This window comes from Ruegeria sp. CF8 (assembly GCF_056537285.1).
Window position 1 is genome coordinate 413,053 of the sequence record NZ_JBQFRG010000003.1, and the last position, 26,699, is coordinate 439,751.

Consider the following 26,699-nt stretch of genomic DNA (forward strand, 5'->3'; position numbering starts at 1 on the left):
ATGAACGTCTCGTGTTCTTGGGCAAAGAATTCTAGGAGAATCCCCGTATGCGTTTGATTTCATTCATCAACGCCATTCTGGTCATTGTTGCTTTGTATTTTCTTGTATTCGAGCGTGATGCGTTGTTTGCCTTCGCTGGACGTGGTGAGGGCGAAGAAACCGCACAAGGTGAAGCCGCTGCACCCGAGAATTCTGAAATTGCGGCAGTGGGCGTTGTTGCCCTGCGTTCGCAAGCCCGCGAGATCGACAGCGCCGTTTTGCTGCGTGGCCAGACCAAGGCAAACCGGCAAGTAGAAGTTCTGTCGGAAACAACCTCGACCGTTATCTCTGAACCCAAGCGCAAGGGTGCTTTTGTCGAGGCTGGTGACATTCTGTGTGAGCTTGACCCCGGCACGCGTCCGGCCCAGCTGGCCGAAGCCATGGCGGGCAAGCTCGAGGCCGAAAGTCGCATCCCCGAAGCCGAAGCCCGCCTGCAAGAAGCCCATGCGCTGGTGGCCGAGGCCGAGATCAACCTGACCGCTTCACGTAAGTTGGCTGAAACCGGCTTTGCCTCGGAAACCCGCCGGATTTCCAGCGAAGCCGCGATGAGCACCGCGAAAGCCGGGGTGAAGTCGGCTGAGGCCGGTTTGGAAGCTACCCGAGCCGGGATTGAAGCCGCAGCCGCCGCTGTTGAGGCTGCGCAACGCGAGGCCGGTCGCGTGGTCATCACCTCACCTTTCAAGGGCCTGCTGGAAAGCGACACCGCTGAACTTGGCAGCCTGATGCAACCCGGATCGCTCTGCGCGACGGTCATTCAGCTGGATCCGATCAAGCTGGTGGGCTTTGTGCCCGAAACCGAGGTCAACCGCGTGGTGGTCGGTTCCGAGGCAGCCGCCACGCTTGTGACTGGACGGCAACTTACTGGACGGGTTACGTTCCTGAGCCGTTCGGCCGATGAGACAACGCGGACATTCGAGGTAGAGATCACTGTCCCCAACCCGGATCTGACCATCCGTGACGGCCAGACCGCAACCATTCAAATCGCCGCCGAAGGGGCCAAGGCGCATCTGCTGCCGCAATCCGCGCTGACGCTCAGCAATGAGGGTCAATTGGGTGTGCGCACGGTGGGCGCAGGCAACATTGTCGACTTCAAGCCAGTCCAGATTCTGCGCGACACCGCAGAAGGCGTTTGGATCGGTGGGCTCCCGGAAACGGCTGACATCATCGTGGTCGGGCAAGAATTTGTGACCCGCGGCGTCACTGTGAAACCCACCTATCGGGAAGCATCACAATGACGGGTGTTGTTGCTTGGGCCGCTCATCGAGCCCGCATGGTCCTGGCGTTTATCGCCATCTCGCTGGTCATCGGCGGGTTTGCTTATGTCTCGCTGCCGAAAGAGGGTGAGCCGGACATTGAAATTCCTGCCCTGTTCGTCTCGGTTCAGTTTCCCGGCATTTCGGCAGAAGACTCCGAAAACCTGCTGATCAAGCCAATGGAGACCGAGCTGGCGGATCTCGATGGTCTGAAGGAAATGACGTCGACCGCCGCCGAAGGCTATGCAGGGGTCGCGCTGGAGTTTGATTTCGGCTGGGACAAAACCGCGATCATGGCCGACGTCCGCGACGCGATGAATTCGGCGCAGGCGGATTTCCCGGAAGGTGCGGAACAGTATTCGCTGACCGAGATCAACTTTTCCGAATTTCCCATCGTCATCGTGAACCTGACCGGCGCGGTTCCTGAACGCACAATGGCGCGCGTTGCCAAAGACTTGCAGGATGAACTTGAGGCATTGGATTCCGTTCTCGAAGCAGGCATCGCGGGCAACCGTGACGAGATGCTTGAGGTCGTGATCGACCCACTGCGGCTTGAGGCATACAACGTCACCGCAGATGAGCTGATCAATGTGGTCCGCAACAACAACCAGTTGATTGCGGCGGGTGAGGTTGAAACCGCGCAGGGTACATTCTCGGTCAAGATCCCGTCGTCGTTCAAAACCGCGCAGGACGTGTATGGCTTGCCAATCAAGGTCAATGGCGACCGGGTTGTGACTTTGGGTGAGTTGGCGCAAATCAACTACACCTTCGAAGACCGTGCCGGTACGGCCCGGTTTAACGGTGAACCAACTGTTGCCCTGCAAGTGGTAAAGCGTAAGGGCTTCAACCTGATCGATACTGTTGCTCAGGTCAAAGAGACCATCGAGCAAGCCAAAACAAAGTGGCCACCTGAACTTCAGGCCGCCGTCGATCTCGGCACGTCCAACGACCAGAGCCGCATCGTGGGTTCGATGGTCAGCCAGTTGGAAGGCTCGGTTCTGACCGCGATTGCACTGGTGATGATCGTGGTGCTAGCCTCGCTAGGCACGCGAGCTGCACTGTTGGTTGGATTTGCGATCCCTACCTCATTCCTGCTGTGTTTTGCCTTCCTGGCGGTCATGGGTGTCAGCATTTCGAATATCGTGATGTTCGGTCTTATTCTGGCGGTCGGTATGCTGGTGGACGGTGCCATCGTCGTCGTGGAATACGCCGATAAGCGCATCAAGCAGGGCGTCGGGCCGATGCACGCTTATGTCGAGGCTGCACAGCGGATGTTCTGGCCCATCGTGTCGTCGACTGCGACAACGCTCTGCGCCTTCCTGCCCATGCTGTTCTGGCCCGGCGTACCGGGCGAGTTCATGGGAATGTTGCCCGTTACTCTGATCTTTGTTTTGTCGGCGTCACTGATCGTGGCGCTGATTTATCTGCCGGTTATGGGCGGCGTGTCAGGGCGGCTGAGCCGCATCTTCGACCGCTCGTCGATCTGGTTGCGCGCACGCACGCCCTGGTGGCTGCGGGCTGTGTTGGTGCCTCCTTCGCTGTACATGATCTTTCTGGGCGCGATGCAGACCCTGAACCCGGATTATCTGCTGCCGGGCGGTTCAATTTCTGGTGCACTTCTGTTCCTGTTCGGGGCCTTTGCAGGATCCGTGACCCTGAGCGCGGCCAAGATCGAACGCAAAGCGGAAGAGCGCGTTCATACAGCTGACGAGCACACACCTTTTGGCCATGTGGTCAAGTTCCTTGTTGGCAATCCGATCATGCCCATCGTGTCTCTGGCTGCAGTTTTCTTTGCGGTCTATTCGGTGGCCTTCGTCTGGTTCCCGCAAGAATCCCGTGGCGTTGAGTTCTTTGTAGAAAGCGAACCGGAACAGGCCACTGCCTATGTCCGCGCGCGGGGGAACATCTCGCTTGCAGAAAAAGATGGCATGGTCCTGGCGGCAGAGGATGTGATCGCCGCCCACCCTGCCGTTATCAACGTGTTCTCGTTCGCGGGCGAAGGCGGTCTGAACCAGAACAACGGGGGCGCTCAGGAACCTGCCGATACAGTGGGCCGTGTTCAGTTCGAGATCATCCCTTGGGAAGACCGCCCCAACGTCTCGGAATCCGTTCTGTGGGGCCTGTTTGATCGCCACTTTGTTGCGCCTGAATTTGACGGCGACTTCGTGATTGACGAGCTTAACGCGCAACTGGCTGAGATCCCCGGCATCGTTGTCGAGATCCTGCCATTGGAACAAGGCCCGGCCTCGGCCAAGCCTGTGCATTTGCGCATAAAGGGTGACGGGTGGGAGGATCTGACCTCAGCGACGCTCACCGCGCGCGAGGTTTTCGACACCACGCCGGGACTGATCAAGATCGAAGACACCCTGCCCTTGCCCGGCATCGATTGGCAAATCGATGTGGACGTCGCCAAGGCCGGTCGGTTCGGAGCTGACGTGGCGACGGTTGGGGCCATGGTGCAGTTGGTGACACGCGGTATTCTGCTGGGCGAGATGCGCCCGGACAGCAATGATGAAGAGATTGAAATCCGTGTTCGCCTGCCCGAAGAAGATCGCGTTCTGTCCACACTGGACACGCTCAAGGTTCGTACCCCAGACGGTTTGGTGCCATTGTCGAATTTCGTGAGCCGTAAGCCGGTGGCGAAACTGGCCGAGATCAATCGAGTGGACCAACAACGGTACTACGATGTCAAAGCCGACGTTGAACCAGGCTTGAGCAAGGTTACGACTGAAGGCCCTGATGGTGAACTCATCCGTCTTGCCGTGGTTCGGGAAGTTGCCGAAGGCTATACCCCCACCGGCACGGTCCTCAACAGCGGGGGCGGCAAGTCCTACGAGTTGGTTCAATTGACTGGCGCCGATAGCGTGGATCAACTCGTCAGCACGGTTGAGGGCGGAGACGCTCAGTTTGCGTTAATCAACCCGAATGAACGGATCGCGGTTCTGACCGAATGGCTTGAAACGGGCCCCTTTGCCAATTCCATAAGTTGGGAATGGACCGGCGATCAGGAAGAACAAGCAGAATCCGGTGCCTTCCTGGTGAACGCCTTCATGGGCGCGCTGGGGCTGATGTTCGTGATCCTACTGGCCCAGTTCAATTCGTTCTACAATTCGGTGCTGGTGCTGTTAGCTGTTGTTCTGTCCACCACGGGGGTTCTGATCGGCATGATCGTGATGGAACAGCCGTTCTCGATTATCATGACCGGCACAGGCATCGTGGCTTTGGCGGGGATCGTGGTGAACAACAACATCGTCCTGATCGATACCTATCAGGAATACAGCACGTACATGCCCCGGATCGAGGCGATCATCCGCACCGCGGAATCGCGCATTCGTCCGGTTCTGCTGACCACACTCACGACAATGGCCGGTCTGACGCCGATGATGTTTGGCCTGTCGTTGGACTTTATCAATGGCGGCTATTCCATCGACAGCCCCACTGCCCTGTGGTGGAAACAGCTGGCGACGGCGGTGGTCTTTGGTTTGGGTATTGCCACTGTACTGACCCTGATCGTGACACCATCGCTTTTGGCGTTGCGTGTTTGGGTGACGACCTATGCGGTGTGGCTCAGCCGCTTGCTGGCGCGCGTGACCGCAGGCAGATCCAGCCAGATTGCGCAGGATATGGCCATTGGGCGCTCCGCCCGTCAAATGCAGGCAACCGAGATTGTGTGGGAGGATGAAACGCAATCAGGACGGCCGGAACAGGACAGCGGATCGGATCGACCTGATCACCCTTCGGGCCCGCCGCTGAAGGCCGCTGAATAAACAAGAGGACCGGAGTTTCCGGTCCTTTTCTATTTGGCTGAGCTCACAGACGAGACCATGTCTGATGCGCGCAAATCTCATGCTCGCACCCTTTGACCAACAACTTGTCACCCTGCAAAGTCATTTGCGGCACAGCATCCACGTTGATCAGAGGAACCCAGAACTCTCCGCCGCCGTATTTTCCGTCACCTTCGCTGGCAACATCCCAGAACAGCTTTTTACCAATGTTTGGCGTTTGGACTTCTTTGCCCGCGGCGTCAAAAGCCGAAAGGATTTGACCGCAAAATTTGTTTCCGCAAGACGAGATTTTGATGTGTGAGGTCAGGTTCTTTCGATCCGGTTCGGTTTTCCAGACCCCAACGATGGGATCTGCTGCAACTGTAACAGGAAGAAAAACCGCTATCAAAATCGGCAGCAGCCGTTTTTTCAATCTTCCTATCATCGCAGCCACCTCTTTCACTCATCGCATCCTATCACAGTTTGCAATGACAAATGAGGTTCAAGCCGCTTCACCGTCTGATTGCTGGCGGTTCCACAATTGAGCATAGCGCCCGGACTTTGCCAGCAGTTGATCATGCGTACCCTGTTCGATGATCTCGCCGGCCTCCAGAACCACAATCTGATCGGCCTCGGCGATCGTGCTCAGACGATGCGCGATTGTGATCACTGTCCGCCCCTCACCCGCGCGTGCCAGGGCATCTTTGATGTCCTGTTCGGTATCCGTATCCAGCGCCGAGGTCGCCTCGTCCAGCAGAAGGATCGGAGGATTCTTCAGCAAGGTGCGCGCGATTCCGACACGCTGCTTTTCACCACCCGAAAGCTTCAGGCCCCGCTCACCCACCTTGGTGTCATACCCTTTGGGCAGTGAGGAAATGAAGTCGTGAATCTGTGCCGCCTTGGCCGCTGCTTCCACCTCTTCCATGGAGGCGCCGTCGCGGCCATAGGCAATGTTGTAGCGGATCGTGTCGTTGAACAGCACCGTGTCTTGCGGGACAACTCCGATAGCAGCATGCAGGCTGGTCTGGGTCACGTCGCGAATGTCCTGACCATCGATCTTCAGCGCCCCTTTGGTCACATCATAAAACCGGAACAAGAGCCGCCCGATGGTCGATTTTCCAGATCCCGTTGCCCCGACGATGGCCACGGTTTTCCCCGCAGGTACGGTCAGGGATACACCTTTGAGGATTTCGCGGTCCGGGTCATAGCCGAAATGCACGTCCTCAAGCGTGACTTCGCCGCCGTTTACCTTCAGGTTCGGCGCGCAGGCCTTGTCTGTGACTTCGGCGGGTTGTTCAAGCAAGTCGAACATTTGCCCCATATCGACCAATGACTGCCGGATTTCCCGATAGACAGTCCCAAGAAAGTTCAGGGGTACGGTAATCTGGATCATGTAGGCGTTTACCATGACAAAGTCGCCCACAGTCAGGTTGCCGTTCTGTACCCCGATTGCGGCCAGTACCATCACCCCAATCAAACCGCAGGTGATCAGGAACGATTGTCCGAAATTCAGAAAGGCAAGGGAATAGGCTGTCTTCAGCGCCGCCCCAGCATAGGCCTTCATCGACACGTCGTACCGTTCAGCTTCGCGGGTTTCGGCGTTGAAATATTTGACGGTTTCGAAGTTCAGCAAGCTGTCGATGGCGCGCTGGTTGGCCTCGGTGTCCTGATCGTTCATCTCGCGCCGCAGCTTCACGCGCCATTCGGTCACGGCAAAAGTAAACCAGATGTACAGACCAATGGTGACGGCGACGACAACCAGGTACCAGACATCGAACAGCCACATCAGGATGATGGCGACCAGCAGCAGCTCCAGAATAAGTGGTCCGATCGAGAACAGCAGGAACCGCAGCAGGAACTCGACCCCTTTGACACCCCGTTCGATGATACGGCTCAGCCCGCCGGTACGGCGCGTCACGTGGTAGCGCATGGAAAGGTTGTGGATGTGTTGAAACGTCTCTAGCGCAAGCGCGCGTAGGGCTCGTTGCCCGACGGGGGCAAAGGCGGCATCCCGCAACTGCTGGAAACCCACCGTCATCATACGCGCAACGCCATAGGCCACAGTCAATCCAACTGCGCCCAGCGCCAATGGCGGCACACCCTCGCCCGCCAGCGCGTCAACAGCTCCCTTGTACAGAATGGGTGTATAAACCGCGATCAGCTTGGCCATAACCAGCATCGCCATGGCGATGACGATGCGGCGCTTTACCCACGGCTCGTCGTCGGGCCAGAGATAAGGGGCAACCTTGCGGATTGTCCGCAAGCCCGATCTGCGTTCGTCATCCGACACCATGTCATCTGAAGTCATAGGAGCTGTGCGTCTCATCTCGTGCCTTGTCTGCGGTCAGAGATAGACCCCTGCCCATAAAAGGCCAGAAGGGCTGATTATTCCGGGATTGTAAAGATTTGCCCGGGATAGATCAGATCCGGATCGCGTATCAAGTCACGATTGGCCTCAAACAGCCGCACATAAAGCACCCCATCACCAAACCGGTCGCGCGAAATGGCCCACAGTGTATCACCCTGTTGAACTGTGACAGACCGAATTGATGGGGTTTCTTGCGGCGCGCCTGTCTGGTCCGCCTCGGTAGCGGCCTGAAGCACCTCAATCGGTTCACGTTTAAATGGGGTTTCAACCCGGCTGAGAACCGTACCATCCGTGTTCACCGCGTCGACCCGCAGCGTGTAGACACCGGGATCAATGCCTTCCAGATCGCTACGCCAGGATCCATCTTGTTCCGGGGCAAGATCTGCGACCAGTCGGTTGTTCAGGTACAGCCGAATAGCGGCCCCATCCTGAACCCGGCCTGTCAGTTGCACGTCGCCAGTGTCAGAATATCCGATCGTATCCAGGGCGACCTGCTCGGGCGGTGTGTCGCGCACGACCGGAGGCTGCACAAGCTCAACACCCTCTTCCCCGGACCGCAGCACCGCAACCTGCTGGTCCTGCTCGGGCGTTTCGGCGGGCAGATCAGCGGTTTCTACTGTCTCAGCCTCGGGTTCTGTAGTTTCAGGTTCTGAAACCTGTGCTGCTGTATTCGCGTCGGGCTCTGTTTCATAGACTTCCGCGACTTGTTCATCTTCTGACGTGTTCGGCTCGGGTTCCGGCGATGCCTCGACAACAGGTTCTTCTTCGATTGGCTTGGGCAAGGCGGCAATCAGATAGTCGTCGGATCGCGTTGCTTGCACCCCGTCTGTGCTTTGCAAAACAAGTCCCTGCGCTGAATCGCTGAAGGGGATCGTCACAAATTCAGCAAACTGCCCGCTGCCATCCACGGTAAAGGAATGCGCGACTTCGCCGTTCAGCAGAACTTCTATCTGACTGCCGGGTTCTGCGTCGCCCGACAACAGCGCGGTTCCGTCGGTTTCAACGAAAATCTGATCAAGGACCGGAGGCAATGCTGGCATGGGCGCGGTTTCTTCCTCTGCAACCTCAGTCGCCTCCGCTTCTACCGGTGCCTCAACCTGCTCAACCGTATCTTCCTCTGGCGAAGATGCTTCTTCTGGCTTCTCGGCATCTGGCTCGGTCGGTTCAGTGACTGCGGACTCTTCCGTCACCTCGGCATTGTCCGGCGCTGGTTCAGACGGTTCCGCAACGACAGGTGCAGAAGCTGTTTCTTGCGGCGCACTCACATCAGGTTCTGGTGCAGTGGTGAAGACACCCGAAAGATACAGGCCCCCCGCACCCAATACCGCAACAAGACCCGCAATCACCCCCCAGATGAAGTTGCCCGAGCTTCCGTTTCCCGACTTGGCGTCCATTCTTTTCCTTTCACGCCGCCGCGCAAAAGCTTTACGTTGAAAAGCTTTCCGGCGGACAGTTGAGGCAATCTATCAATCCCGCTATCACGGGTCAAAACCTCTGACACAACCCCGGAGCCCTTGTTTGATGTCTCAGAAATCAGTCTGTGTGTATTGCGGGTCACGCAATGGTACCGAGAAGTCTTATTCTGAAACTGCGCAGCATTTTGGCCTGCGGCTGGCTCAGGAAGGCTGGAGGCTGGTTTACGGTGCCGGGGATGTGGGATTGATGGGCGAAGTGGCCCGTGCCGCGCAGAATGCCGGAGGTGAAACCTTTGGCGTCATTCCGGTGCATCTGGTTCAGCGGGAAGTCGGAAAGACCGATCTGACCCATTTCGTGATCACCGAGACGATGCACGAGCGCAAAAAGGTCATGATCATGAACGCCGACGCCGTGGTCGTTCTGCCCGGAGGGCCGGGTTCATTGGATGAATTGTTCGAGGCCTTAACATGGCGTCAGCTGGGACTGCACGACAAGCCTATCGTCGTGGTGAATGTGAACGGCTATTGGGATGCGTTGCGGACACTGCTGGATCAGGTAATCGGACAAGGCTTTGCCGACGCGTCGCTGGCAGATTTCATCACATGGGCAGAAGATGCAGATACGGCCATGGCCGCTTTGCGGGACAAGCTGAACTGACACCAGAAACGGTGCGGGCGGCAAAACCGCCCGCCTTGCTGATCAGGCCAGTCGGGCCTTGGGTTGCAGGCTGTGGCGCACAACCTGCTCGACCTTGTGCAACGGGTGATTGGTGAGGGTCTTGTTGACCTCAGCCACGACCTTGCCCAGCACTTCGCTGTGCAAACGGCGGCGCAGCAGACCCAGAACATGTGGGCTGGCCACCAGAACCAACCGGTCATAAGCGCCTTTCAGCCCTTTGCGATTTAGCAAATTCGCCAGATCCTGCACAAACAGGGACTTTGCATGGGTCTTCCACGTTGGGTCCTCAAGGGCCGATTTCTGCTTTGGCCCGCCGTCATTCCGGCGACCAGCGCGGTCAGTCGGCTTTGCGGCCGAACTATCCTGTTCCTCGACAGCGACTACGACAAGATTGGGGTCGTCCGCATCGGTGATATTCTCCATCACCAACGCTTTTTCTCCGTCTGCAACAATAACCCAAGTTCCCTGTGTAAGTGCGACCATTGCGATCTCCTGTTAAGGTTGTTCTCTGGGTATCCCTCGACCTGCCGGGCATACGGATTCTTTGACGCACCAGCGGTGCGCAGCCCGATCATTGTTTGATTTGGTGTGCGGTTCTCTCCATCCGCCCTACAAAGATGTGCATTGCGGAACGGCAAACAAGATGCAGTTGTGCCGAAAAAAAGCCCGTCGGCGGGTTTTCACCGGCGGATCATCATTCCTTTAGGCTGACATCTCTACGACAGTGATTTCAGGCGTCACGCCTAACCGAACTGGCAGGATGGAACACCCGATACCGCCCGAAACAACCAAATCGCGCCTGCCTTCGCGTATGTGGCCATAGGCGTAACGGTTGCCGAACTTCGACGGCACAACGGGCGACCAACCAAACAGACGCACTTGGCCGCCATGTGTATGCCCCGAAAGGGTCAGGGCCACCCTGTCTGGCACTTTAGGGAACACATCTGGCTCATGCGCCATCAACACAACCGGAGCATCGTCGGTGATCTGCGCCAGCGTCCCTTCCAGATCGTCCAATCCCTGCGGTTTACCGTTGCGCCAGATCGCCAGTTGATCCTCAAGCCCTGCCAGCCATATGCCGGGGGCGTGGAGTTTAGTGGCCCCGTTTGACAAAACCGAAATACCATTCTGCTCCAGAATTTCAGCATATCGATTGGGACCTGCCCCACGGCGCTGCGCAGGCTTGTCATCCCACCAATCGTGATTGCCCAGCACAGCAAAAACACCGTGCTTGGCCTCAAGCCCCGCCAATACAGGTGCCAGATCCTGCATGTCGACCGCGCCCGAGACGCCTTTGTGGCTTGCGAAGAAATCCCCAAGCAGCAAAATCACATCCGGTGCCAGCGCGTTTGTACGTTGGACGACCTGATTCATGCGACCCAACCCGACATAGGGCTCGCCCACATGCAAATCGGACAACACGGCAATTCTGAGAGGTGGTGCGGTCCAATCGTCTCGACGCACGCGCCATTTGCGCACGCGCAGCCGCACCGCGGGTTCAATGAAAAACCCGTAGGCTGACGTGATGAGACCCGCCAGCGTTACCGCCAGCAGGCCTTTGATAAACCGACGTCGGTTCAATTCATTACATCCGCGATGCGACGTTTTCCCAGTTCACCAGATTGTCGAGGAAGTTCGACAGGTAGGCAGGGCGCTTGTTGCGGAAGTCGATGTAGTACGAGTGCTCCCACACGTCGCAACCCAGCAGCGCGGTTTGGCCAAAGCACAGCGGGTTCACACCGTTCTCGGTCTTTGTCACGGCCAGCGAACCGTCAGCGTTCTTGACCAGCCACGCCCAGCCTGAACCGAACTGACCGGCACCAGCCGCGCTGAACTGCGATTTGAATTCGTCAACTGAGCCAAAGCTTTCGGTCAGCGCTTTTTCCAGCTCACCGGGCATGGCATTGTCGCCGGGGCCCATCATTTCCCAGAACTGGTTGTGGTTCCAAAGCTGGCTGATGTTGTTGAAGATGCCGTTCTGCGCAACTGCGTTTGCGTCATAGGTGCCAACGATGATCTCTTCCAGCGACTTGCCGTCCCATTCAGTGCCGGCGATCAGCTTGTTGCCGTTGTCGACATAGGCTTTGTGGTGCAGGTCGTGGTGATATTCCAGTGTTTCCGCGGACATACCCTTGGCTGCCAGCGCGTCATGTGCATAAGGAAGATCAGGAAGTTCAAAAGCCATGTCGGCCCCCTGTTAAATAAAAGTTGCGGTTCCCAACGGTTAAATGCTGTGGCAGCCGCCGCAGGTCAAGGGGCGAGACAATAAAACCCGGAGGTCCGCGATGCTGACACAGGCGCGCAAGATGTTTTACCGCGCCCGCGGATACTATGCAGGTACCCTGAACGGAGAGCCCTTTCACCTGGACCCGTATCATTCCAAGTTCTGGCGCAAGGCGTCTGCGGGCCATTGGGAACCAGAAACCTTTGCGGTGCTGGACCGGTTCCTGTCGCCCGACAGCGACTATCTGGACATCGGGGCTTGGATCGGGCCCACAGTCCTATATGGCGCGCGAAAAGCGCGGCATGTGTGGTGTTTTGAACCCGACCCCACCGCGTACAGGCATCTGGCCTGGAACCTGGATCTGAATGACATTCAAAATGTCTCGGCCTTTGGTGTCGCGCTGTCGGACCAATTTGGCGTGGCGCGTATGGCCTCGGTTCGGGGTGAGCCCGGGGATTCAACAAGTTCACTTCTGCACGACGGGGCGCATGGGTCTGATGCGCTAACGATAGCTTGGGATCAGTTCGCGGCCGTAAATAATCTGTCCGGCGTATCGTTGGTTAAGATGGATATCGAGGGCGCAGAGTTCTTTGTCTTACCAACCCTCGCACCTTGGCTCAAAGAACATCGCCCTGCCCTGTTTTTGTCGCTGCACGCTCCATTGCTGCCCGAGGCTGAAAGACGCGACCGGGTGGCCGGATTGTTGGAGGCGCTGGATTTTTACCCCTCTCTCTCGGATGACAAGATGCAACCTCTGAAACCGGCGGAGATTTTGGAGCCAGAGGGGTTAAACCGGTACCGCACAATCCTCTTGCAATAAAGAAACACCGGGGCCGGTATTCTACGAGCTTCAACGAATTGATCTTGCATCTTCAGGATGTATTGGATTGTTTTCACTCATCCGAAATCAAAAACAACTGGATGAAATGAAAAGATTTTTATTGACGATTGCCGCGCTGGCATTTGCACAAACGGCAGCGGCTGAAACCGTTACATATGTATGTAAGATGACAAAACAGGACGCCCACGGCTGGATCGCGCCAGAATACGGGTTCAAGATTGACACAGCCAAAGCGTCGGCACTGGCAGCCAGCTCTTACCAGGAATGGGAGGCGGCACAGTTTAAAGATCGAGGCGCGAAAGGCTATCGTTTTGTTTGGAACTTAGACCAAACCATGGCTGCAGGCGGAAACGTTCGTGTTCGCTATCAGGCAAACTTGAACCCAAACGACAACAGCCTGAAAGTGCGCATGGCATTTATCACCATCAATGCTGCCAACAAACCATATGGCGTTGGAACCTGCACGGTCCAAAGTTGACAAAAGCCCCGGATGGTCCGGGGCTTTTTACTTTCTGTCAATAAACCCCAACCTCACTGCCCGGCTGCGCGGCAACCTTGAGCAGTTTGAAGACGTAGTCCGCCGCTGACCGGAAGCAGACCACGCGGAAGGTTTCTGCGTCGTCCATCCAGAATGCACCAGCCACCTGCGCAAGGCGCGAGCGGCGGATTTGGCCGGGTTGGAACGCCTCTGCCGACAGCTCAACCGGGGCCAGCTTGCCCAACACCTCACGCGCGCTGGCACCCGAGATGCTGAATACCGCACGTGCATCCGAGACGTTGACCGCCAGAGCATGCGTGCCGCTGAGCGCGTTGGTCATTGCCGCCAGTTTGGCCTCGACCTCGGCGTAAGGTACCAGCACCAGCAGTTCATCGGTGGACATCCAAGCCACGCCTGTGTCGCCTTTGACCAATGCCTCGCGCTGGCCCGGCACTTTCTGTCCGGTGGCGTCCTTGACGGCTTTGGCCAGCACCTTGTCGGACAGATCACCGCGCAGGGTGATCATGCCTTGCAGGCCACATTCCGCAATCTTGGCGATGCCGTCATAGCTGGCGTGTTTCAATGCGCTGATGGGTTCAGACATTCTGCTTCTCCCCGTCCTTGTCGAAGAAGATCGGGTCCACGATCTTGGCTTTATAGGTTTTACCGTCGGTGCCCGGGAACTCGACAATCTCACCCATGCGATCCGGGCCGTGCTTGATCAGGCCCATGGCGATGCCTTTGCCCAGATTGGCCGAGTAATAGGTCGAGGTCACACGCCCGATCATGTTGCGCTGACCATTGGCGTTGACACCCTCACCCACCGCATAGGCCCCGTCGGGAATGACAGAACCATCCACAGTCTCAAGACCGACCAGTTTCCAACGCTCTGGATCGGTCATATGGCTGCGCGAATGGGCGCGTTTGCCCAGGTAGTCTTCTTTCTTTTTCGACAACGCCCAGTGCAGCCCCAGATCCTGCGGGATCACGGTGCCGTCGGTCTCATCACCGATCATGATAAAGCCCTTCTCGGCCCGCAGGATGTGCAGACATTCGGTGCCGTACGGCATCACTCCGAATTCTTTACCTGCCTCCATCAAGGCATCCCAGAACGCCTGACCTTGGCTTGCAGGAACAGCGATCTCATAAGACAGCTCACCCGAGAACGAGATGCGATAGGCGCGGCAATCGAAGTCACCGATCTTACCGTCGCGCCATTCCATGAATGGGAGGGCCTCTTTGTTGACATCCATGCCGCCCAGCTTCTCAAGCACCTTGCGCGCGTTCGGTCCGACCACGGCGACTTGCGCATATTGCTCGGTTACGTTGGCGACATAGACTTTCCAGTCCCACCATTCGGTCTGCAGCCATTCTTCCATGTGACCATGGACACGCTCGGCCCCGCCTGTGGTGGTGTGGCACAGCCACGTATCCTCATCGATCCGGGCAACAACACCGTCGTCAATCAGAAAGCCGTTTTCCGAACACATCAGGCCATAGCGGCATTTGCCGACCTTCAGCGTGGACATCATGTTGGTGTACATCATGTCCAGGAACTTGCCGGCATCAGGCCCTTTGACGATCAGTTTGCCAAGCGTCGAAGCATCCAGCAGGCCGAGATTCTCGCGCGTGTTCTTCACCTCGCGGTTCACTGCGTCATGCACAGATTCCCCGGGGCGAACATAGGCATATGTCCGGCGCCAGTGACCGACCGGTTCCCAATCGGCACCGTTCTTGTTGTGCCAGTTGTGCATCGGAGTCTGACGGATCGGCTGGAACACTTCACCCCGCGCCTCGCCCCCGATCGCCCCCATCGAAATAGGCGTGTAAGGCGGACGGAACGTGGTGGTTCCGACCTTGGGAATCTCTGACTCAAGTGCATCAGCAAGGATCGCCAGGCCGTTGATATTGCTCAGCTTACCCTGATCGGTCGCCATGCCCAGCGTGGTGTAACGCTTGGTGTGTTCGACGCTTTCATAACCCTCACGCGCGGCCAACTGAACGTCGGACACTTTGACATCGTTCTGGAAGTCCAGCCAGGACTTGGCCCGCAGTTGGATTTCAGCATTGGCAGGCATCAGCCAAACAGCTTCCATCGGTGCCTCGGCGGTGGTTTCACCAACCGGGGCTTTGGTGCGTTTGGGCGCGTGACCAACGGCCTTGCCCGCGGCTTTGCCTGTTGCGTCTGCGTCTTTCAGCACATCCGCCAGAGCCAACGGACCATTCGAGCTGCCAGCAGCCAGAACAAAGCCTTCTCCATCAGCACCCAGCGGTGGGCGATCGGGATCAGGCCGGAAATGCGCGTGCGCCTCGTCCCAGATCAGCTTGCCGCCGCAATGCGACCACATATGCACAACCGGAGACCAGCCACCTGACATGGCAACTGCGTCGGCTTCAACCTCTTCGCGTGCACCACCGATGCCTTCCTGATTGCAGATGGCAACTTTCTTGACGCGCTTGCCGCCTTTGACCTTTGCGATGGCCTTGCCAGGATCAACGCGGATACCAAGGTCCCGCGCCTCTTGCGCCAGCGGGCCGGCAGATGCACGGGCATCCACCACACGCAGAACATCAACACCGGCCTGTTTCAACAGGATCGCGGTGCGATAGGCGTCGTCGTTGTTGGTGGCAACAATGACGCGCTCGCCGGGTGTCACACCCCAGTTCACAACGTAATCGCGCATCGCCGATGCCAGCATCACACCCGGCACATCGTTGCCCGCGAATGACAGCGGACGCTCGATTGCGCCGGTGGCGGTGACAACCTGCTTCGCGCGGATACGCCACAACCGATGGCGCGGGCCTTGCACGCCCGGAGTGTGGTCTGTCAGACGCTCATATCCCAGTACATAACCGTGGTCATAGACGCCCGCACCCATGCAGCGCGCACGCATGGTAACGTTGTCCATTGTTTCGAGTTCGGAAACTAATTGTTCCACGAACTTATCCACAGGCTCGCCATTCACCGTACCGCCGTCAACCGGAGCGCGACCGCCCCAATGCGCGGTCTGCTCGACCAGCAGAACCTTGGCACCGGATTGCGCGGCCGTTTTGGCGGCCTGCAGCCCGGCGACACCACCGCCGATCACCAGAACATCGGTGAAGGCGTAGAAGTGTTCGTAGGTGTCCGCGTCGCGGCTGTCTTTGTCAGGCGCTTTACCCAGACCGGCAGATTGACGGATGAAGGGCTCGTAGACGTGTTTCCAGAACGGTTTCGGATGGATGAACGTCTTGTAATAGAAACCGGCGGGCAGGAACCGCGCCAAAGCCGTGTTCACTGCACCGATGTCGAACTCGAGGTTCGGCCAGTGGTTCTGAGAGATCGCGTTCAGACCGTTGAACAACTCGGTCGTTGTCGCGCGCTGGTTTGGCTCGAAACGATTGCCCTGCCCCAGACCAACCAAAGCGTTCGGTTCTTCCGCACCGCTGGCGACTACGCCACGTGGCCGGTGGTACTTGAACGACCGGCCAATCATCATCTGATCGTTGGCCAACAGCGCCGAGGCGAGCGTATCGCCTTCAAAGCCCTGCATCGCAGTGCCGTTGAAGGTAAAGGTAACCTTTTTCGACCGGTCAATCAGCCGGCCCTGTTTTGCGAGACGGGTGCTCATGGTGCGGACCTTTCGCAGGTGGAGGCATCAGAGCCTCCGGCGGGAGTATTTTTGAAAACGTGAATCATACGGAGAACTCTCTCCATGACCATCCGGGGCGCTTGGCGGTGATGGCGTCCTTGATCTCTTGCGGCGGCTCTGTGACCTGCGCGGAATAGGTGCCGAACACCTCAAGCGTCTGCGTGCAGCGCGCGGCGTGGAACCACTTGCCGCAGCCGTTGGCATGGCGCCAGCGCTCAAAGTGAACACCTTTGGGGTTTTCACGCATAAACAGGTAGTCGTGGAATTCATCATCCGACGAACCGGGGCCATAGCGTTTCAGATGTGCTTCGCCACCAGCAGCCAGTTCGGTTTCTTCGGCAGCAACGCCGCAGTATGGGCATGTCAGGATCAGCATTTTGTCACCCTTTCGACGGCAGGCTGAAAACGGGTTTCGATCAAGCCAAAGTTGAACGAACCGCGTTGAATGCCTACATTCGTTGTATGGATATTGTTTTCATTATACTCGGGGGCGTTCTGGTCGTCGGCATATTGATTGCTATCGCAGAACGCAAACGCGGTCGGAACTTTCTTAAGCATGACTTGAACCTGGCCGAACGAGTCGACCCCCATACCAAAGCCGAACACACCCGCGCGGTTGATCACCTTGGCCACGGTGGAGCAAGCGGTGGAGCTTTTGGAGCACCGAACGACCACCATTAGTGCGCCACCCCGGCAGCGACGCTTTCGTCGATGAAGCGGCCCTCTTTGAAGCGGTCCAGCGTAAAGGCTTCGGTTAGCGGCGAATGGCCGGTGGCCATCAGCTGTGCCATGCCCCAGCCGGACCCCGGGATCGCCTTGAAGCCGCCTGTCCCCCAACCACAGTTGATGAAACAGCCACCTAGCGGAGTTTTCGACAAGATCGGGGACCGGTCGCCGGTCATATCCACGATCCCGCCCCACTGACGCAGCATTTTCAGGCGCGAGATCATGGGGAAGGTCTCGACCAAAGCGCGGACGGTTTCTTCGATGTGATGGAACGATCCGCGTTGTGTGTAGTTGTTGAACCCGTCGGTACCGCCACCGATCACCATCTCACCCTTATCGGACTGAGACATATAGCCGTGCACAGTGTTCGCCATCACGACCACATCCATACAGGGTTTGATCGGCTCGGACACCAGAGCCTGCAGTGCAATCGCTTCCAGCGGCAAACGGAAACCCGCCATTTCGGCCAGTTGACCGGAATGGCCAGCAACCACGATGCCAAGCTTGTCACAATCGATGGCGCCCTTGGTGGTGTCGACACCAACAACACGGCCGTTATCCGAGCGCACGCCGGTGACTTCGCACTGCTGGATGATGTCCATCCCCATGGCAGAACAGGCGCGGGCATATCCCCAGGCAACGGCATCGTGGCGCGCAGTGCCGCCGCGTTCCTGCCAAAGCGCGCCCAGAACCGGATAGCGCGGACCGTCAAGGTTGATGATCGGCACCAGTTCCTTCACGCGTTCCGGGGTGATCCATTCGGTCTTTACCCCTTGCAGTGCGTTGGCGTGCGCCGTGCGCTGATAGCCGCGGATTTCGTGCTGTGTCTGCGCCAGCATCATCACGCCACGCGGGCTGAACATGATGTTGTAGTTCAGGTCCTGGCTGAGGTCCTCATAGAGGCCCCGCGCCTTTTCATACAGCGCCGCCGACGGGTCTTGCAGATAGTTGGACCGAATGATCGTGGTGTTGCGACCGGTGTTACCACCGCCCAGCCAGCCTTTTTCGATAACGGCGACGTTTTGAATGCCGTAATTCTTGCCAAGGTAATACGCGGTCGCCAGACCGTGTCCGCCAGCACCGATGATGATGACGTCATATCGCTTCTTGGGCTCGGGCGAGCGCCAGGCGCGCTCCCATCCGGTGTGATAGCGCAGAGCTTCCCGCGCAACAGCAAAGGCTGAGTAGTGTTTCATGTGCGAATCCATCCGGTTCGGTGATTGGGCGCAGATATGCCGTGTGTGCGCAGTTTACCCCTGCCGTGCAACGCCGCAATATCGCACTATTGCGACATGTCGTTCATTCGCGGCCATTTGTCCCTTTTGTCGGGCGGCCCGTAGGTCTAAGTCAGGACAACATCTTCGGAGGGACCATGACGTTCTGGGTTCTGATTTTCATTGTCGCGCTTCTGATTGCGGCTTTCCTTTGCTTCACCCTGCTGCGCAACCGCCGCGCGGAAAAGCCTGCAGCCGCATATGACCTTGAGGTATACCGCGAACAATTGGCGGGCGTCGACAAAGACCTTGCACGCGGCGTGATTGGAGAGGCAGACGCCGAACGGGTTCGCACCGAAATCTCTCGTCGCATTCTGGCAGCCGACGAGCATATGAAAAAGGGCGGCGTCGCATCTGGCCCGTCGGGGGCTGTTTCCATCGTCTCGGTGGTGGTGATCTCACTGATCCTGATCGGTGGCGCAATGGCGCTGTATGATCGGACCGGCGCCGTAGGTTTACCGGACATGCCACTGACGGCGCGGTTGGAGCTTGCAGAAGATGTGCGCGCCAACCGACCACCCCAAAGCGCCGCAGAGCAACTGGCGACTCCTCCGCAGCCCGCACAGCTGGACGAAAGCTATGCCGCGCTGCTGAACCAACTGCGAGAAACAGTTGCCAACCGCCCAAATGATCTGCAGGGCCAGATGCTGCTGGCACAACACGAAACCAATGCAGGTAACTTCAAGGCAGGATACACAGCACAGCAAAGGGTGATCGAACTGTCCGGTGATGCGGCGACTGCGGATGCCTATGCCGATCTTGCCGAAATGATGATCCTGGCAGCAGGCGGCTATGTATCGCCAGAAGCGGAACAAGCCCTGACCGAAGCGCTGAACCGAGATCCACGCCACGGGCCTGCCCGGTATTATTGGGGGCAAATGCTGGCGCAGGTCGGGCGACCCGATCTGGCCTATCGCATGTGGGTGCAAACCTTGCAGGATGCCCCAAGCGGCGCGCCGTGGGCCGGGGCCATCCGCGCGCAACTGGATGAGCTTGCTTTCCGTGCAGGTGTCTTCAACGCACCGGACCTGAGCGCGGCACCTGGTCCAAGCCAGGACGACGTAAATGCCGCAGCCGAGCTGACCCCTGAAGAACGGCAAGAGATGATTCAGGGAATGGTGAACCAACTGTCTGACCGTCTGGCAACTGAAGGCGGCTCGCCCGAGGAATGGGCCCGCCTGATTGCGGCCTTGGGTGTTCTGGGACAGGGTCAGCGCGCCATCGACATTCACAAAGAAGCGCAAGACGTTTTTGCGGGGAATTCCGAGGCACTTCAAATCCTTGACGCAGCGGCATTGCAGGCCGGGATCGCCCAATGATCCATGACGTCTTTGAAGAGTTCGCAGCCGCGCTGGAACCGATGACAGCATTGATGGGCCTGGATCTTGGTGAAAAGACAATCGGGGTCGCCGTGTCCGACCGGATGCGCGGCGTGGCCAGTCCGTTGGAGACTGTCAGGCGCAAGAAATTCACGTTGGATTCCGCACGTCTGATTGAGATTGTGACCGACCGTGAAATCGGCGGAATCCTATTGGGGCTGCCCAAAAACATGGATGGGTCCGAGGGCCCACGCTGCCAGTCAACGCGGGCTTTCGCGCGAAACTTGTCGCGTTTGACGAATCTGCCTATCGGGTTCTGGGACGAACGTCTCAGCACGGTTGCGGCAGAAAAAGCACTACTTGAGGCGGATACGACACGAAAACGTCGCGGACAGGTTATTGATCACGTTGCTGCCGGTTATATCTTGCAAGGGGCGCTGGACAGGCTGCGCTTTTTGTAACGAGGTCGGAGACCGTCAATGACGAATATGGTGTGGAAACGGAATGAGGTCGAAAGCCCTTGCGTCCAGATCTGCGTTGTTCATCCGACCGAACGCATCTGCACGGGTTGCTATCGCACGATTGACGAAATTACGCGCTGGTCCAAAATGGACAGTTCTGAGCGTGCCGACATCATGGACGACCTGCCCTCGCGCAAACCGCGGCTTGCCAAACGGCGCGGCGGACGGGCGGCTCGACTGAGCAGCTCCTAAGCTATCAGCCCACTTTTTTTCGCGCTTTGCTTTGAGCGTGCCCGCCCCTGACCGGGATCGGTTTGCGCAGTTCTTTGCGGAACAAAACCGTCATCTCTGATCGCGTCGCCTTGTCGTTCCGACCAGCTTCGCGTTTTTGTGTCACGCGCCGGTTGTCCGACGTGCTGCGGTTAAGAAATCTTCCTATCAGACCTTTAAGTGCCATTTCAGAATTCCCGCTAAAAAAAACAATGTCGCTGCAGGTCGAGTTCGAGCTCCGAGGGGTTCCAGCTCTTGAACGTGATTGTTCTACGTGAGTGGTGACCCGCAGCGACAAGGCGTGGCTAAATGTGTTTCCCGTAACCATTAGGGGGAAAACACACGGGTTTTGATCTTTTTTGACGCGCCGATCAATAAAAACCTAAAACCAAGCAAAATTCCCTAACGTCACAATTTGGTTGGGCTTTTTTAAAAAAACACGAACTGCCTGCGTGAACCGAGAAAAAAACGCCCGTTGATTGCGAATCGCAACGGAATTTGCGGGCAAAAAAGCGGTCAAAGGCTGACCGCTACCTTTTGAGCCCCGACAGATCCTAACCTGTCGCCAGCCAGTTTTTAGCGTTGTCGAACTCTTCAGACGAGAAGAACTGAGTGCGTGTGCCCAGAACATGGCTGGCAACCTTCTGGGCCATATGCTGCCAGCTTTTGTCTCCGACAATGGCCGCACGGTCCAACAGACCGATGTGGCGACTGGCCAGCCGAAAATGCGCAGCCAGAGCTGACAACCCCTGCCAGCCGTCGAATTCCCGTAGGTCGATCAACAAGCGAAACCCGGCGCGATCCTGAAGCATTACGTCCAGGTCACGCTCTGCCTCCTTGTACTCTTCGGGGTCCAGCTTGCCCAACAGACTAATCTGTACACAAGGCCCGCCCAGATCTGTCAGGTGTATCGATCCCAGCGACTCGCGCATCCAACGGCGGGCCGCTTCCAGGTCGGCAAGGTCAAACAGTTGTACCGGACAAGGCAAGATCGGGGCTGCCAGCCGAATACTGGTCTGTACCCACCCTTGATCGGCAACAACGGCGATCCGGTCAAAGCCACGCCAATGGCTTAGCCCCAGCTTCGTGTCAGACCAAGCGGCACCCAAATCATATCCTTTGAACTCGGGCTGCACGATGGCCAGCAGACGCACCGAGTCATGCTCGGCCAGTGCGGCCTCAATCGCTGGAACCAAAGTGTTGGTATAGTCGGCACTTGTAACCTGCCCCGACAATTCGACTTCAATCAGTGCGCCATCTGAATTCGTATGGACCGTAATCATCCGTCAAAACCTCCAAAGCCAAATAATGACAGGAGGTTAGGCAGATTCGATCCATTCGGCTACACCCCCGGCGCATTCGGGGCGGAAATAGGCAATCATCCGTCCATCTGGCCCTGCCGTCGCCGCGTCGGCCCAAGGTGCAACACCGTGCAGACAATGGCGATGCAACAGATAGGCTTCGCCCGGCTTGGCAGGTAATTCGATCCGCGGGCAAGTTTCGAACACCTCGCGACGCGCAGCCTGGTAGATGCCGGTTACATCAACGTCGCGCAGCGCCTCGTTTGACGTGCCATTCAGTGCGTCTCTGAACGCAGCGCCCAGAATGTGGTGGCTGCCTTCCCACAACACCATGGGCGACGCATCCGGGCTGGCCTCGGTCAGGGGAATGCCCAATATCCACGCATGAGGCTCATCCACACGTCGGCGACGATCTGGTCCCATCGGACGCAAGCCATCCACATGGGCCGCGTCCCGGTTCCGGCGATACCGGGTCGCGGCCTCATTCTCACCACGACGCGGGCGCGGGTAGCCCGGATAAATGACCGACACCTGCCCTTTGTGCAGGGTTAAATCGCCATAATGTTCGCGAATAAACGACACGGCCTGCCCGGCCAAAGGCGCAGACTGACCGACCCTGCCCTGCGTGTCATTGGGCAGCGCATCTACGCCGATGAACCATGTCCCTTCACAGTCCAACCATTCCGCATGAGCAGGGTCTGACGTTGAGGCACGGGCGGCGGGCAACGCATGGCTGACCCACTCGGCCAGCGATGGGTCATAGGCAAACTTTACCCAGCCCTTGGCCCAAAAATCACTCATAGGCCAATTGCCTTACGCAGCATGTTCAGTGCCACCAGCGTCAGAAACACAGCAAATACCCGCTTTAGGGGTTTCGGATCCATCGCGTGCGCCAGTTTCACACCCCAGGGTGCGGTGATCATCGTCATCGCAACAACAACGGCAAAGGCCACAAAATTGACGGCCCCGATTGTCAACGGAGGGCGGTGTTCAGGCGCAATTTCGAGAAACAGAAAGCCAATAACCGACGGCACGGCGATGATCACACCAAAGCCTGCCGCTGTTGCGACGGCTCGGTGGATCGGGGTGTTATAAAGGCTCATTAGCGGCACCCCAAAGCTGCCACCCCCGATCCCCATCAGGACCGAAAGAAACCCGACCAAAGGCGACAGAACTGCTCGTTTGATCCCCCCCGGCATAACATCGCCCAGCCGCCATTCAGCACGACCCAGTCCAAGATACGCGCCAATCACCATACCCAGAACGCCAAACAGGGCCTGCAGGGCCTCGGTCCGCAAGGCAGAGGCAACCAGAACGCCGATGACCGCACCAATGACGATACCCGGACCCCAGCCGCGTAAAATGTCCCAGTCCACGGCACCCTTTTTGTTATGCGCCATAACCGAGCGCACCGATGTCACAATGATCGTGGCAAGCGACGTCGCCAGACACAGCTGCATCAGTTGCGGGCCACCATAGCCAAGGGTTTGAAACGCGTAGAAGAACGCGGGGACAAGGACGATACCTCCACCGACCCCCAGCAACCCGGCCAGAACGCCTGCAAGCGCCCCGATCACAAGCAAAAGGCCCAACATCTGAGCCAGCAACATCGTTTCGGGCATTGTTCCCCCTGCTTGTTACGCTTCTGCCATCGGCGCAACGTGGTTCAGCGCCTGCAACATCACTTCTGGCCCGGCCCCTTTGTGTACCGCTCCTTCGGACAAGGCGCGCCGCCACGCGCGGGCGCCGGGGCGACCGGCAAAAAGACCGAGCATATGACGCGTGATCTGGTGCAACCGTCCACCTTTGGCAAGATGCTGATCGACATAGGGCACCATTTGTTGAACGATCGCAATCGGATCCCGCGCGTCTCCAACGCCAAAGATGCGCGGGTCGGCATCAGACAGGATGTCTCCTGGTTGGTGATAGGCAGCGCGTCCGATCATCACCCCGTCCAGACCTGCATCCAAATGAACCTTCACCTCGTCCAGTGATGTGATGCCACCGTTGATTGAGATATGAAGGTCGGGGAACGCCGCCTTCATCCGGTGCACCAGATCGTAATCCAAAGGCGGAATGTCCCGGTTTTCTTTGGGACTGAGCCCTTGCAGCCAGGCCTTGCGCGCGTGGATAGTCACCCTTTGACAGCCCGCACTGCGGATCTGGTCCAAAAACGCAGGCAAAACCTCTTCGGGATTTTGGTCGTCCACACCGATGCGACACTTGACGGTTACGTCTACATCCACCGCCGCGTGCATGGCGGATACGCAATCGGCGACGCGGCCCGGATCCTTCATCAGAACCGCTCCAAAGGTGCCCGATTGCACCCGGTCCGACGGGCAACCGCAATTGAGGTTGATCTCACCATACCCAGACTCGGCCCCCAGCCGCGCCGCTTGCGCAAGCTCTTCCGGGTCTGACCCGCCCAATTGCAAAGCTACTGGGTGTTCGTCTTGAGAATACTCCAGCAAATGCATCGCCCCGCCCCGCACAAGCGCAGGGGCCGTCACCATCTCGGTATACAGCAAAGTCTCGGCGCTGAGCAGGCGATGGAAAAACCGACAATGTCGATCGGTCCAATCCATCATCGGAGCCACGCTTAAACGCGCTGCCTTTTGTGCGTTATTTTTCAAAGCGTTAACTCCATTCATCTCCAAACTTCGCGAAGCACGATTTCCCCTGATTTCACCGTATTCCCGGGGGTTTTCGGAGGTTCTCGATTCGAGCGTGCTACGGTGTAGCACATCCAAAGCATACAAACAGCGGCCCAAATGCAGCTGGTTTCTGGCCCGGGCGCCGCCGGTTCCATCTTCTGTGTTTCCCTCAGAATTCGGCAATCAAACCCCGGAATCTTTTTCGGACGACCGAACCGAATTCCTTATCATCGAAAGCAAGATGGGACGAATTCCATGACGACTATCAAGAACAGCACAACAGATGTGCTCGCGGCGATTACTGCCCAGAATCTCTTCCACCGCTCCCCTTCTCAAGCAACCGCTGTGACTGCTGCTGGGGTTTCAGAAAACGCCATGCCGGTTTCTTCGGTCGAGCAGAAAGAAAAGAAACCTCGCAAGGAGACCCCAGAGAAAAAGTTCAAGGAGCAGAACATCACCCGATTTGAAGATAAGAATGGAAAGTTCTCCTATCGGGTACAAATCCGCAAGCGTGTGGATGGCAAACAGCACAGCCTCACGAAAACCTTCAGACACCTGCCAAACGCAAAAAAATGGCGAAACAACAAACTCCGAGAAATCGAAGCAAACGGGTTTCCAATTCAAATCGTAACGGAGACAAAGATCTCAGATGTCATCGACGACCGTTTGAAGCGAGGGAAAACCCTCGGCCGATCGGCTCGTCAAGTTCTGACCTTTATCAAAGCCGACGAGTTCGGAAAGACCAAGGTCTCAACGCTGACGCAGCAACAGTTATATGACTATGCAGACCTGTTGTCGGCTGGTGAAAGAATGCCACAGACAGTCGCGAACTACATGACTCACCTGGCGAGAACGCTCTCCTGGTCCAAGGACCGGGGTGCTTTGATCCCCATCGAAGTGGTCAACCTCGCCATGCGAACTCTTTGGGAGGATGAAGTCCTGGCTCGATCGGAAGAGCGAGATCGTCGACCGGAACTCTGTGAGCTAAACAAAATTCTGACTGCAATCTCGGAAAATACCCGGCAGAAGATCCCGGTCGCAATCCTGGTCGTCTTTGCGATTTATTCTGCGCGTCGTCTGAGTGAAATCTGCAACCTGAGGTGGGATGATCTGCGCGAAAATAGTGGCAGAATCCTCGTGCGCGATATGAAACACCCCAGGCAAAAGAAGGGAAACAACGTTTGGTGTACGCTACCGTGCCAAGCGTTGGAGATCATTTTGGCGATGCCCAGGACGTCAGAGTTCATCTTCCCTTACAATCCGCGCTCGGTTGGGACAGCGTACCGCCGCCACCGAGACAAGGTCGGAGTCGTCGACCTGCGTTTCCATGACCTTCGGCACGAAGCAATCAGTCGGCTTTTCGAGATGGGTAAGTCTGCCTCGTTCGTCAGAAAGATCTCAGGTCACAAGAATGGTGGATGCCTTTACCGCTACGAACACGTCGAAGAAGAAGGTGACAAATTCGCCAACTGGGACTGGCATCAGCTGATCCTGGAGAAATGCAAGACACTTCACTGAGAACCCCGATGGCCGGGCTATATGCATCGGCCATCAAACTCCTATCAAACCAGTTTTCCGCCTTTTGAAGCCGAAACGCATTTCCTCTCCACAAGCAAAGGAGGCCAAGATGAAAACCATCGACATGCTGCTCGCCCACTTCGGTGGAAATCCGATTATCCCGCTGGAACATATAGCGCAGTATTTGAACTACAAACCGGATACGCTGAAGCAAAAGATTGACGCCGGCGACATCCGCTTGCCTTACACTGGAGTGGAGAACAAGAGCCAGAAGGCTCAGAAGTTCATACAGCTCACGGATCTTGCTCGACTGATTGACGTCCAGTTCACAGCTGCGCAGGAGAAATTCACTTCAATCTGGGAAGAAGCCGCGTTCGACTGAACAAACTGAAAGAGTTCAAGAGGCACCACACGACTTTGGGGCCTCTTTCTTTGTACAACATGTCGCTCAAGCCAAGTGTACTACGGGTATTTCAACGCGTC

At 57.4% G+C, this 26,699-nt stretch carries 26 protein-coding genes; 11 read left to right on the plus strand and 15 right to left on the minus strand.

Features of this window, described 5'->3' with window-relative positions; genetic code table 11:
• Positions 1-47 precede the first annotated feature (47 nt).
• A complete protein-coding gene (locus ACR0EV_RS09960) occupies positions 48-1,274 on the plus strand; it encodes an efflux RND transporter periplasmic adaptor subunit (RefSeq protein WP_480799938.1) in 1,227 nt (408 codons plus the stop codon).
• Complete coding sequence (locus ACR0EV_RS09965) at positions 1,271-5,059, plus strand: efflux RND transporter permease subunit (RefSeq protein WP_480799939.1); 3,789 nt, start codon at positions 1,271-1,273, stop codon at positions 5,057-5,059. The genes ACR0EV_RS09960 and ACR0EV_RS09965 overlap by 4 nt, the downstream gene beginning before the upstream one ends.
• 43 nt (positions 5,060-5,102) lie before the next feature.
• Here ACR0EV_RS09965 and ACR0EV_RS09970 read toward each other — a convergent pair whose 3' ends face one another.
• From ACR0EV_RS09970 to ACR0EV_RS09980, 3 genes are all read right to left on the minus strand, one after another.
• Complete coding sequence (locus ACR0EV_RS09970; RefSeq protein ID WP_480799940.1) at positions 5,103-5,501, minus strand: DUF2147 domain-containing protein; 399 nt, start codon at positions 5,499-5,501, stop codon at positions 5,103-5,105.
• A gap of 57 nt (positions 5,502-5,558) precedes the next feature.
• Positions 5,559-7,364, minus strand: coding sequence for an ABCB family ABC transporter ATP-binding protein/permease (locus ACR0EV_RS09975; protein ID WP_480799941.1), 1,806 nt, complete (start codon positions 7,362-7,364; stop codon positions 5,559-5,561).
• 77 nt (positions 7,365-7,441) lie between these two features.
• Positions 7,442-8,818 carry a LysM peptidoglycan-binding domain-containing protein gene (locus ACR0EV_RS09980; RefSeq protein WP_480799942.1) on the minus strand — a complete coding sequence of 459 codons (1,377 nt, stop codon included), beginning with the start codon at positions 8,816-8,818 and terminating at the stop codon, positions 7,442-7,444.
• A 127-nt stretch (positions 8,819-8,945) separates the two neighbouring features.
• On the opposite strand from ACR0EV_RS09980, the gene ACR0EV_RS09985 reads away from it, so the two are divergent.
• Positions 8,946-9,497 carry an LOG family protein gene (locus tag ACR0EV_RS09985; RefSeq protein WP_480799943.1) on the plus strand — a complete coding sequence of 184 codons (552 nt, stop codon included), beginning with the start codon at positions 8,946-8,948 and terminating at the stop codon, positions 9,495-9,497.
• 42 nt (positions 9,498-9,539) lie between these two features.
• On the opposite strand, the gene ACR0EV_RS09990 is transcribed toward ACR0EV_RS09985, so the two are convergent.
• The 3 genes from ACR0EV_RS09990 to ACR0EV_RS10000 all read right to left on the minus strand — a co-directional run bounded on the left by ACR0EV_RS09990 (position 9,540) and on the right by ACR0EV_RS10000 (position 11,703).
• A complete protein-coding gene (locus ACR0EV_RS09990) occupies positions 9,540-10,001 on the minus strand; it encodes a host attachment family protein (protein WP_480799944.1) in 462 nt (153 codons plus the stop codon).
• A gap of 219 nt (positions 10,002-10,220) precedes the next feature.
• Positions 10,221-11,099: a metallophosphoesterase gene (locus ACR0EV_RS09995; RefSeq protein WP_480799945.1), complete on the minus strand. Its 879-nt coding sequence runs from the start codon at positions 11,097-11,099 to the stop codon at positions 10,221-10,223.
• A gap of 4 nt (positions 11,100-11,103) precedes the next feature.
• Entirely contained in the window at positions 11,104-11,703 is a 600-nt protein-coding gene (locus ACR0EV_RS10000) for a superoxide dismutase (RefSeq protein WP_170704218.1), read from the minus strand.
• Positions 11,704-11,803: 100 nt separating this feature from the next.
• Between ACR0EV_RS10000 and ACR0EV_RS10005 the strand changes: the two genes are divergently transcribed.
• A complete protein-coding gene (locus tag ACR0EV_RS10005; protein WP_480799946.1) occupies positions 11,804-12,562 on the plus strand; it encodes an FkbM family methyltransferase in 759 nt (252 codons plus the stop codon).
• Between the two features lie 67 nt (positions 12,563-12,629).
• Entirely contained in the window at positions 12,630-13,061 is a 432-nt protein-coding gene (locus ACR0EV_RS10010; RefSeq protein ID WP_480799947.1) for a hypothetical protein, read from the plus strand.
• Between the two features lie 37 nt (positions 13,062-13,098).
• Here the strand turns inward: ACR0EV_RS10010 and ACR0EV_RS10015 are convergent, their stop codons facing one another.
• The 3 genes from ACR0EV_RS10015 to ACR0EV_RS10025 form a co-directional block, all read right to left on the minus strand.
• On the minus strand, positions 13,099-13,665 hold the full coding sequence (locus ACR0EV_RS10015; protein WP_480799948.1) for a sarcosine oxidase subunit gamma: 567 nt from the start codon (positions 13,663-13,665) through the stop codon (positions 13,099-13,101).
• Positions 13,658-16,672 carry a sarcosine oxidase subunit alpha family protein gene (locus ACR0EV_RS10020; RefSeq protein WP_480799949.1) on the minus strand — a complete coding sequence of 1,005 codons (3,015 nt, stop codon included), beginning with the start codon at positions 16,670-16,672 and terminating at the stop codon, positions 13,658-13,660. Before ACR0EV_RS10020 ends, ACR0EV_RS10015 begins: the two co-directional genes overlap by 8 nt.
• A 64-nt stretch (positions 16,673-16,736) precedes the next feature.
• Positions 16,737-17,069, minus strand: coding sequence for a sarcosine oxidase subunit delta (locus ACR0EV_RS10025; protein ID WP_480799950.1), 333 nt, complete (start codon positions 17,067-17,069; stop codon positions 16,737-16,739).
• Between the two features lie 86 nt (positions 17,070-17,155).
• Between ACR0EV_RS10025 and ACR0EV_RS10030 the strand changes: the two genes are divergently transcribed.
• Entirely contained in the window at positions 17,156-17,374 is a 219-nt protein-coding gene (locus tag ACR0EV_RS10030) for a hypothetical protein (RefSeq protein WP_480799951.1), read from the plus strand.
• On the opposite strand, the gene ACR0EV_RS10035 is transcribed toward ACR0EV_RS10030, so the two are convergent.
• A complete protein-coding gene (locus ACR0EV_RS10035) occupies positions 17,371-18,615 on the minus strand; it encodes a sarcosine oxidase subunit beta family protein (RefSeq protein ID WP_480799952.1) in 1,245 nt (414 codons plus the stop codon). The two genes, ACR0EV_RS10030 and ACR0EV_RS10035, sit on opposite strands and share 4 nt — an antisense overlap.
• 176 nt (positions 18,616-18,791) lie before the next feature.
• Here ACR0EV_RS10035 and ccmI point away from each other — a divergent pair, with 176 nt between their 5' ends.
• Genes ccmI through ACR0EV_RS10050 form a run of 3 tightly spaced genes read left to right on the plus strand, consistent with a single transcriptional unit; the run spans position 18,792 to position 20,725 of the window.
• Entirely contained in the window at positions 18,792-20,012 is a 1,221-nt protein-coding gene (ccmI, locus tag ACR0EV_RS10040) for a c-type cytochrome biogenesis protein CcmI (protein ID WP_480799953.1), read from the plus strand.
• Positions 20,009-20,473 (plus strand): Holliday junction resolvase RuvX, encoded by a 465-nt coding sequence (gene ruvX / locus ACR0EV_RS10045; RefSeq protein WP_480799954.1) that lies wholly within the window; start codon positions 20,009-20,011, stop codon positions 20,471-20,473. Before ccmI ends, ruvX begins: the two co-directional genes overlap by 4 nt.
• An 18-nt stretch (positions 20,474-20,491) precedes the next feature.
• Entirely contained in the window at positions 20,492-20,725 is a 234-nt protein-coding gene (locus tag ACR0EV_RS10050; RefSeq protein ID WP_480799955.1) for a DUF1289 domain-containing protein, read from the plus strand.
• Positions 20,726-20,729: 4 nt separating this feature from the next.
• Here the strand turns inward: ACR0EV_RS10050 and ACR0EV_RS10055 are convergent, their stop codons facing one another.
• From ACR0EV_RS10055 to dusA, 5 genes are all read right to left on the minus strand, one after another.
• Positions 20,730-20,930, minus strand: coding sequence for a hypothetical protein (locus tag ACR0EV_RS10055; protein ID WP_480799956.1), 201 nt, complete (start codon positions 20,928-20,930; stop codon positions 20,730-20,732).
• A gap of 367 nt (positions 20,931-21,297) precedes the next feature.
• Positions 21,298-22,026, minus strand: coding sequence for a SpoIIAA family protein (locus ACR0EV_RS10060; RefSeq protein ID WP_480799957.1), 729 nt, complete (start codon positions 22,024-22,026; stop codon positions 21,298-21,300).
• A gap of 36 nt (positions 22,027-22,062) precedes the next feature.
• Positions 22,063-22,845: a hypothetical protein gene (locus tag ACR0EV_RS10065; protein ID WP_480799958.1), complete on the minus strand. Its 783-nt coding sequence runs from the start codon at positions 22,843-22,845 to the stop codon at positions 22,063-22,065.
• Positions 22,842-23,666: a sulfite exporter TauE/SafE family protein gene (locus ACR0EV_RS10070; protein ID WP_480799959.1), complete on the minus strand. Its 825-nt coding sequence runs from the start codon at positions 23,664-23,666 to the stop codon at positions 22,842-22,844. Before ACR0EV_RS10070 ends, ACR0EV_RS10065 begins: the two co-directional genes overlap by 4 nt.
• Positions 23,667-23,681: 15 nt before the next feature.
• Complete coding sequence (gene dusA, locus ACR0EV_RS10075; RefSeq protein WP_480799960.1) at positions 23,682-24,695, minus strand: tRNA dihydrouridine(20/20a) synthase DusA; 1,014 nt, start codon at positions 24,693-24,695, stop codon at positions 23,682-23,684.
• A gap of 258 nt (positions 24,696-24,953) precedes the next feature.
• On the opposite strand from dusA, the gene ACR0EV_RS10080 reads away from it, so the two are divergent.
• Positions 24,954-26,216, plus strand: a complete 1,263-nt coding sequence (locus ACR0EV_RS10080) for a tyrosine-type recombinase/integrase (protein ID WP_480799961.1) — start codon at positions 24,954-24,956, stop codon at positions 26,214-26,216.
• Positions 26,217-26,325: 109 nt separating this feature from the next.
• Entirely contained in the window at positions 26,326-26,598 is a 273-nt protein-coding gene (locus tag ACR0EV_RS10085; RefSeq protein WP_480799962.1) for a pyocin activator PrtN family protein, read from the plus strand.
• Positions 26,599-26,699: the final 101 nt, after the last annotated feature.

Excerpts from the sequence above, each read along its gene's own strand:
- ACR0EV_RS10055 (WP_480799956.1), bottom strand. The coding sequence starts at position 20,930 with ATGGCACTTAAAGGTCTGATAGGAAGATTTCTTAACCGCAGCACGTCG.
- ruvX (WP_480799954.1), top strand. The coding sequence starts at position 20,009 with ATGATCCATGACGTCTTTGAAGAGTTCGCAGCCGCGCTGGAACCGATG.
- ACR0EV_RS09960 (WP_480799938.1), top strand. The coding sequence starts at position 48 with ATGCGTTTGATTTCATTCATCAACGCCATTCTGGTCATTGTTGCTTTG.
- ACR0EV_RS10065 (WP_480799958.1), bottom strand. The coding sequence starts at position 22,845 with ATGAGTGATTTTTGGGCCAAGGGCTGGGTAAAGTTTGCCTATGACCCA.
- ACR0EV_RS10035 (WP_480799952.1), bottom strand. The coding sequence starts at position 18,615 with ATGAAACACTACTCAGCCTTTGCTGTTGCGCGGGAAGCTCTGCGCTAT.
- dusA (WP_480799960.1), bottom strand. The coding sequence starts at position 24,695 with ATGAATGGAGTTAACGCTTTGAAAAATAACGCACAAAAGGCAGCGCGT.
- ACR0EV_RS09965 (WP_480799939.1), top strand. The coding sequence starts at position 1,271 with ATGACGGGTGTTGTTGCTTGGGCCGCTCATCGAGCCCGCATGGTCCTG.
- ACR0EV_RS09990 (WP_480799944.1), bottom strand. The coding sequence starts at position 10,001 with ATGGTCGCACTTACACAGGGAACTTGGGTTATTGTTGCAGACGGAGAA.
- ACR0EV_RS09970 (WP_480799940.1), bottom strand. The coding sequence starts at position 5,501 with ATGATAGGAAGATTGAAAAAACGGCTGCTGCCGATTTTGATAGCGGTT.
- ACR0EV_RS10060 (WP_480799957.1), bottom strand. The coding sequence starts at position 22,026 with ATGATTACGGTCCATACGAATTCAGATGGCGCACTGATTGAAGTCGAA.
- ACR0EV_RS10085 (WP_480799962.1), top strand. The coding sequence starts at position 26,326 with ATGAAAACCATCGACATGCTGCTCGCCCACTTCGGTGGAAATCCGATT.
- ACR0EV_RS10000 (WP_170704218.1), bottom strand. The coding sequence starts at position 11,703 with ATGGCTTTTGAACTTCCTGATCTTCCTTATGCACATGACGCGCTGGCA.
- ACR0EV_RS10050 (WP_480799955.1), top strand. The coding sequence starts at position 20,492 with ATGACGAATATGGTGTGGAAACGGAATGAGGTCGAAAGCCCTTGCGTC.
- ccmI (WP_480799953.1), top strand. The coding sequence starts at position 18,792 with ATGACGTTCTGGGTTCTGATTTTCATTGTCGCGCTTCTGATTGCGGCT.
- ACR0EV_RS10005 (WP_480799946.1), top strand. The coding sequence starts at position 11,804 with ATGCTGACACAGGCGCGCAAGATGTTTTACCGCGCCCGCGGATACTAT.
- ACR0EV_RS09975 (WP_480799941.1), bottom strand. The coding sequence starts at position 7,364 with ATGACTTCAGATGACATGGTGTCGGATGACGAACGCAGATCGGGCTTG.
- ACR0EV_RS10015 (WP_480799948.1), bottom strand. The coding sequence starts at position 13,665 with ATGTCTGAACCCATCAGCGCATTGAAACACGCCAGCTATGACGGCATC.
- ACR0EV_RS09980 (WP_480799942.1), bottom strand. The coding sequence starts at position 8,818 with ATGGACGCCAAGTCGGGAAACGGAAGCTCGGGCAACTTCATCTGGGGG.
- ACR0EV_RS10080 (WP_480799961.1), top strand. The coding sequence starts at position 24,954 with ATGACGACTATCAAGAACAGCACAACAGATGTGCTCGCGGCGATTACT.
- ACR0EV_RS10070 (WP_480799959.1), bottom strand. The coding sequence starts at position 23,666 with ATGCCCGAAACGATGTTGCTGGCTCAGATGTTGGGCCTTTTGCTTGTG.
- ACR0EV_RS10030 (WP_480799951.1), top strand. The coding sequence starts at position 17,156 with ATGGATATTGTTTTCATTATACTCGGGGGCGTTCTGGTCGTCGGCATA.
- ACR0EV_RS10025 (WP_480799950.1), bottom strand. The coding sequence starts at position 17,069 with ATGCTGATCCTGACATGCCCATACTGCGGCGTTGCTGCCGAAGAAACC.
- ACR0EV_RS10020 (WP_480799949.1), bottom strand. The coding sequence starts at position 16,672 with ATGAGCACCCGTCTCGCAAAACAGGGCCGGCTGATTGACCGGTCGAAA.
- ACR0EV_RS09985 (WP_480799943.1), top strand. The coding sequence starts at position 8,946 with ATGTCTCAGAAATCAGTCTGTGTGTATTGCGGGTCACGCAATGGTACC.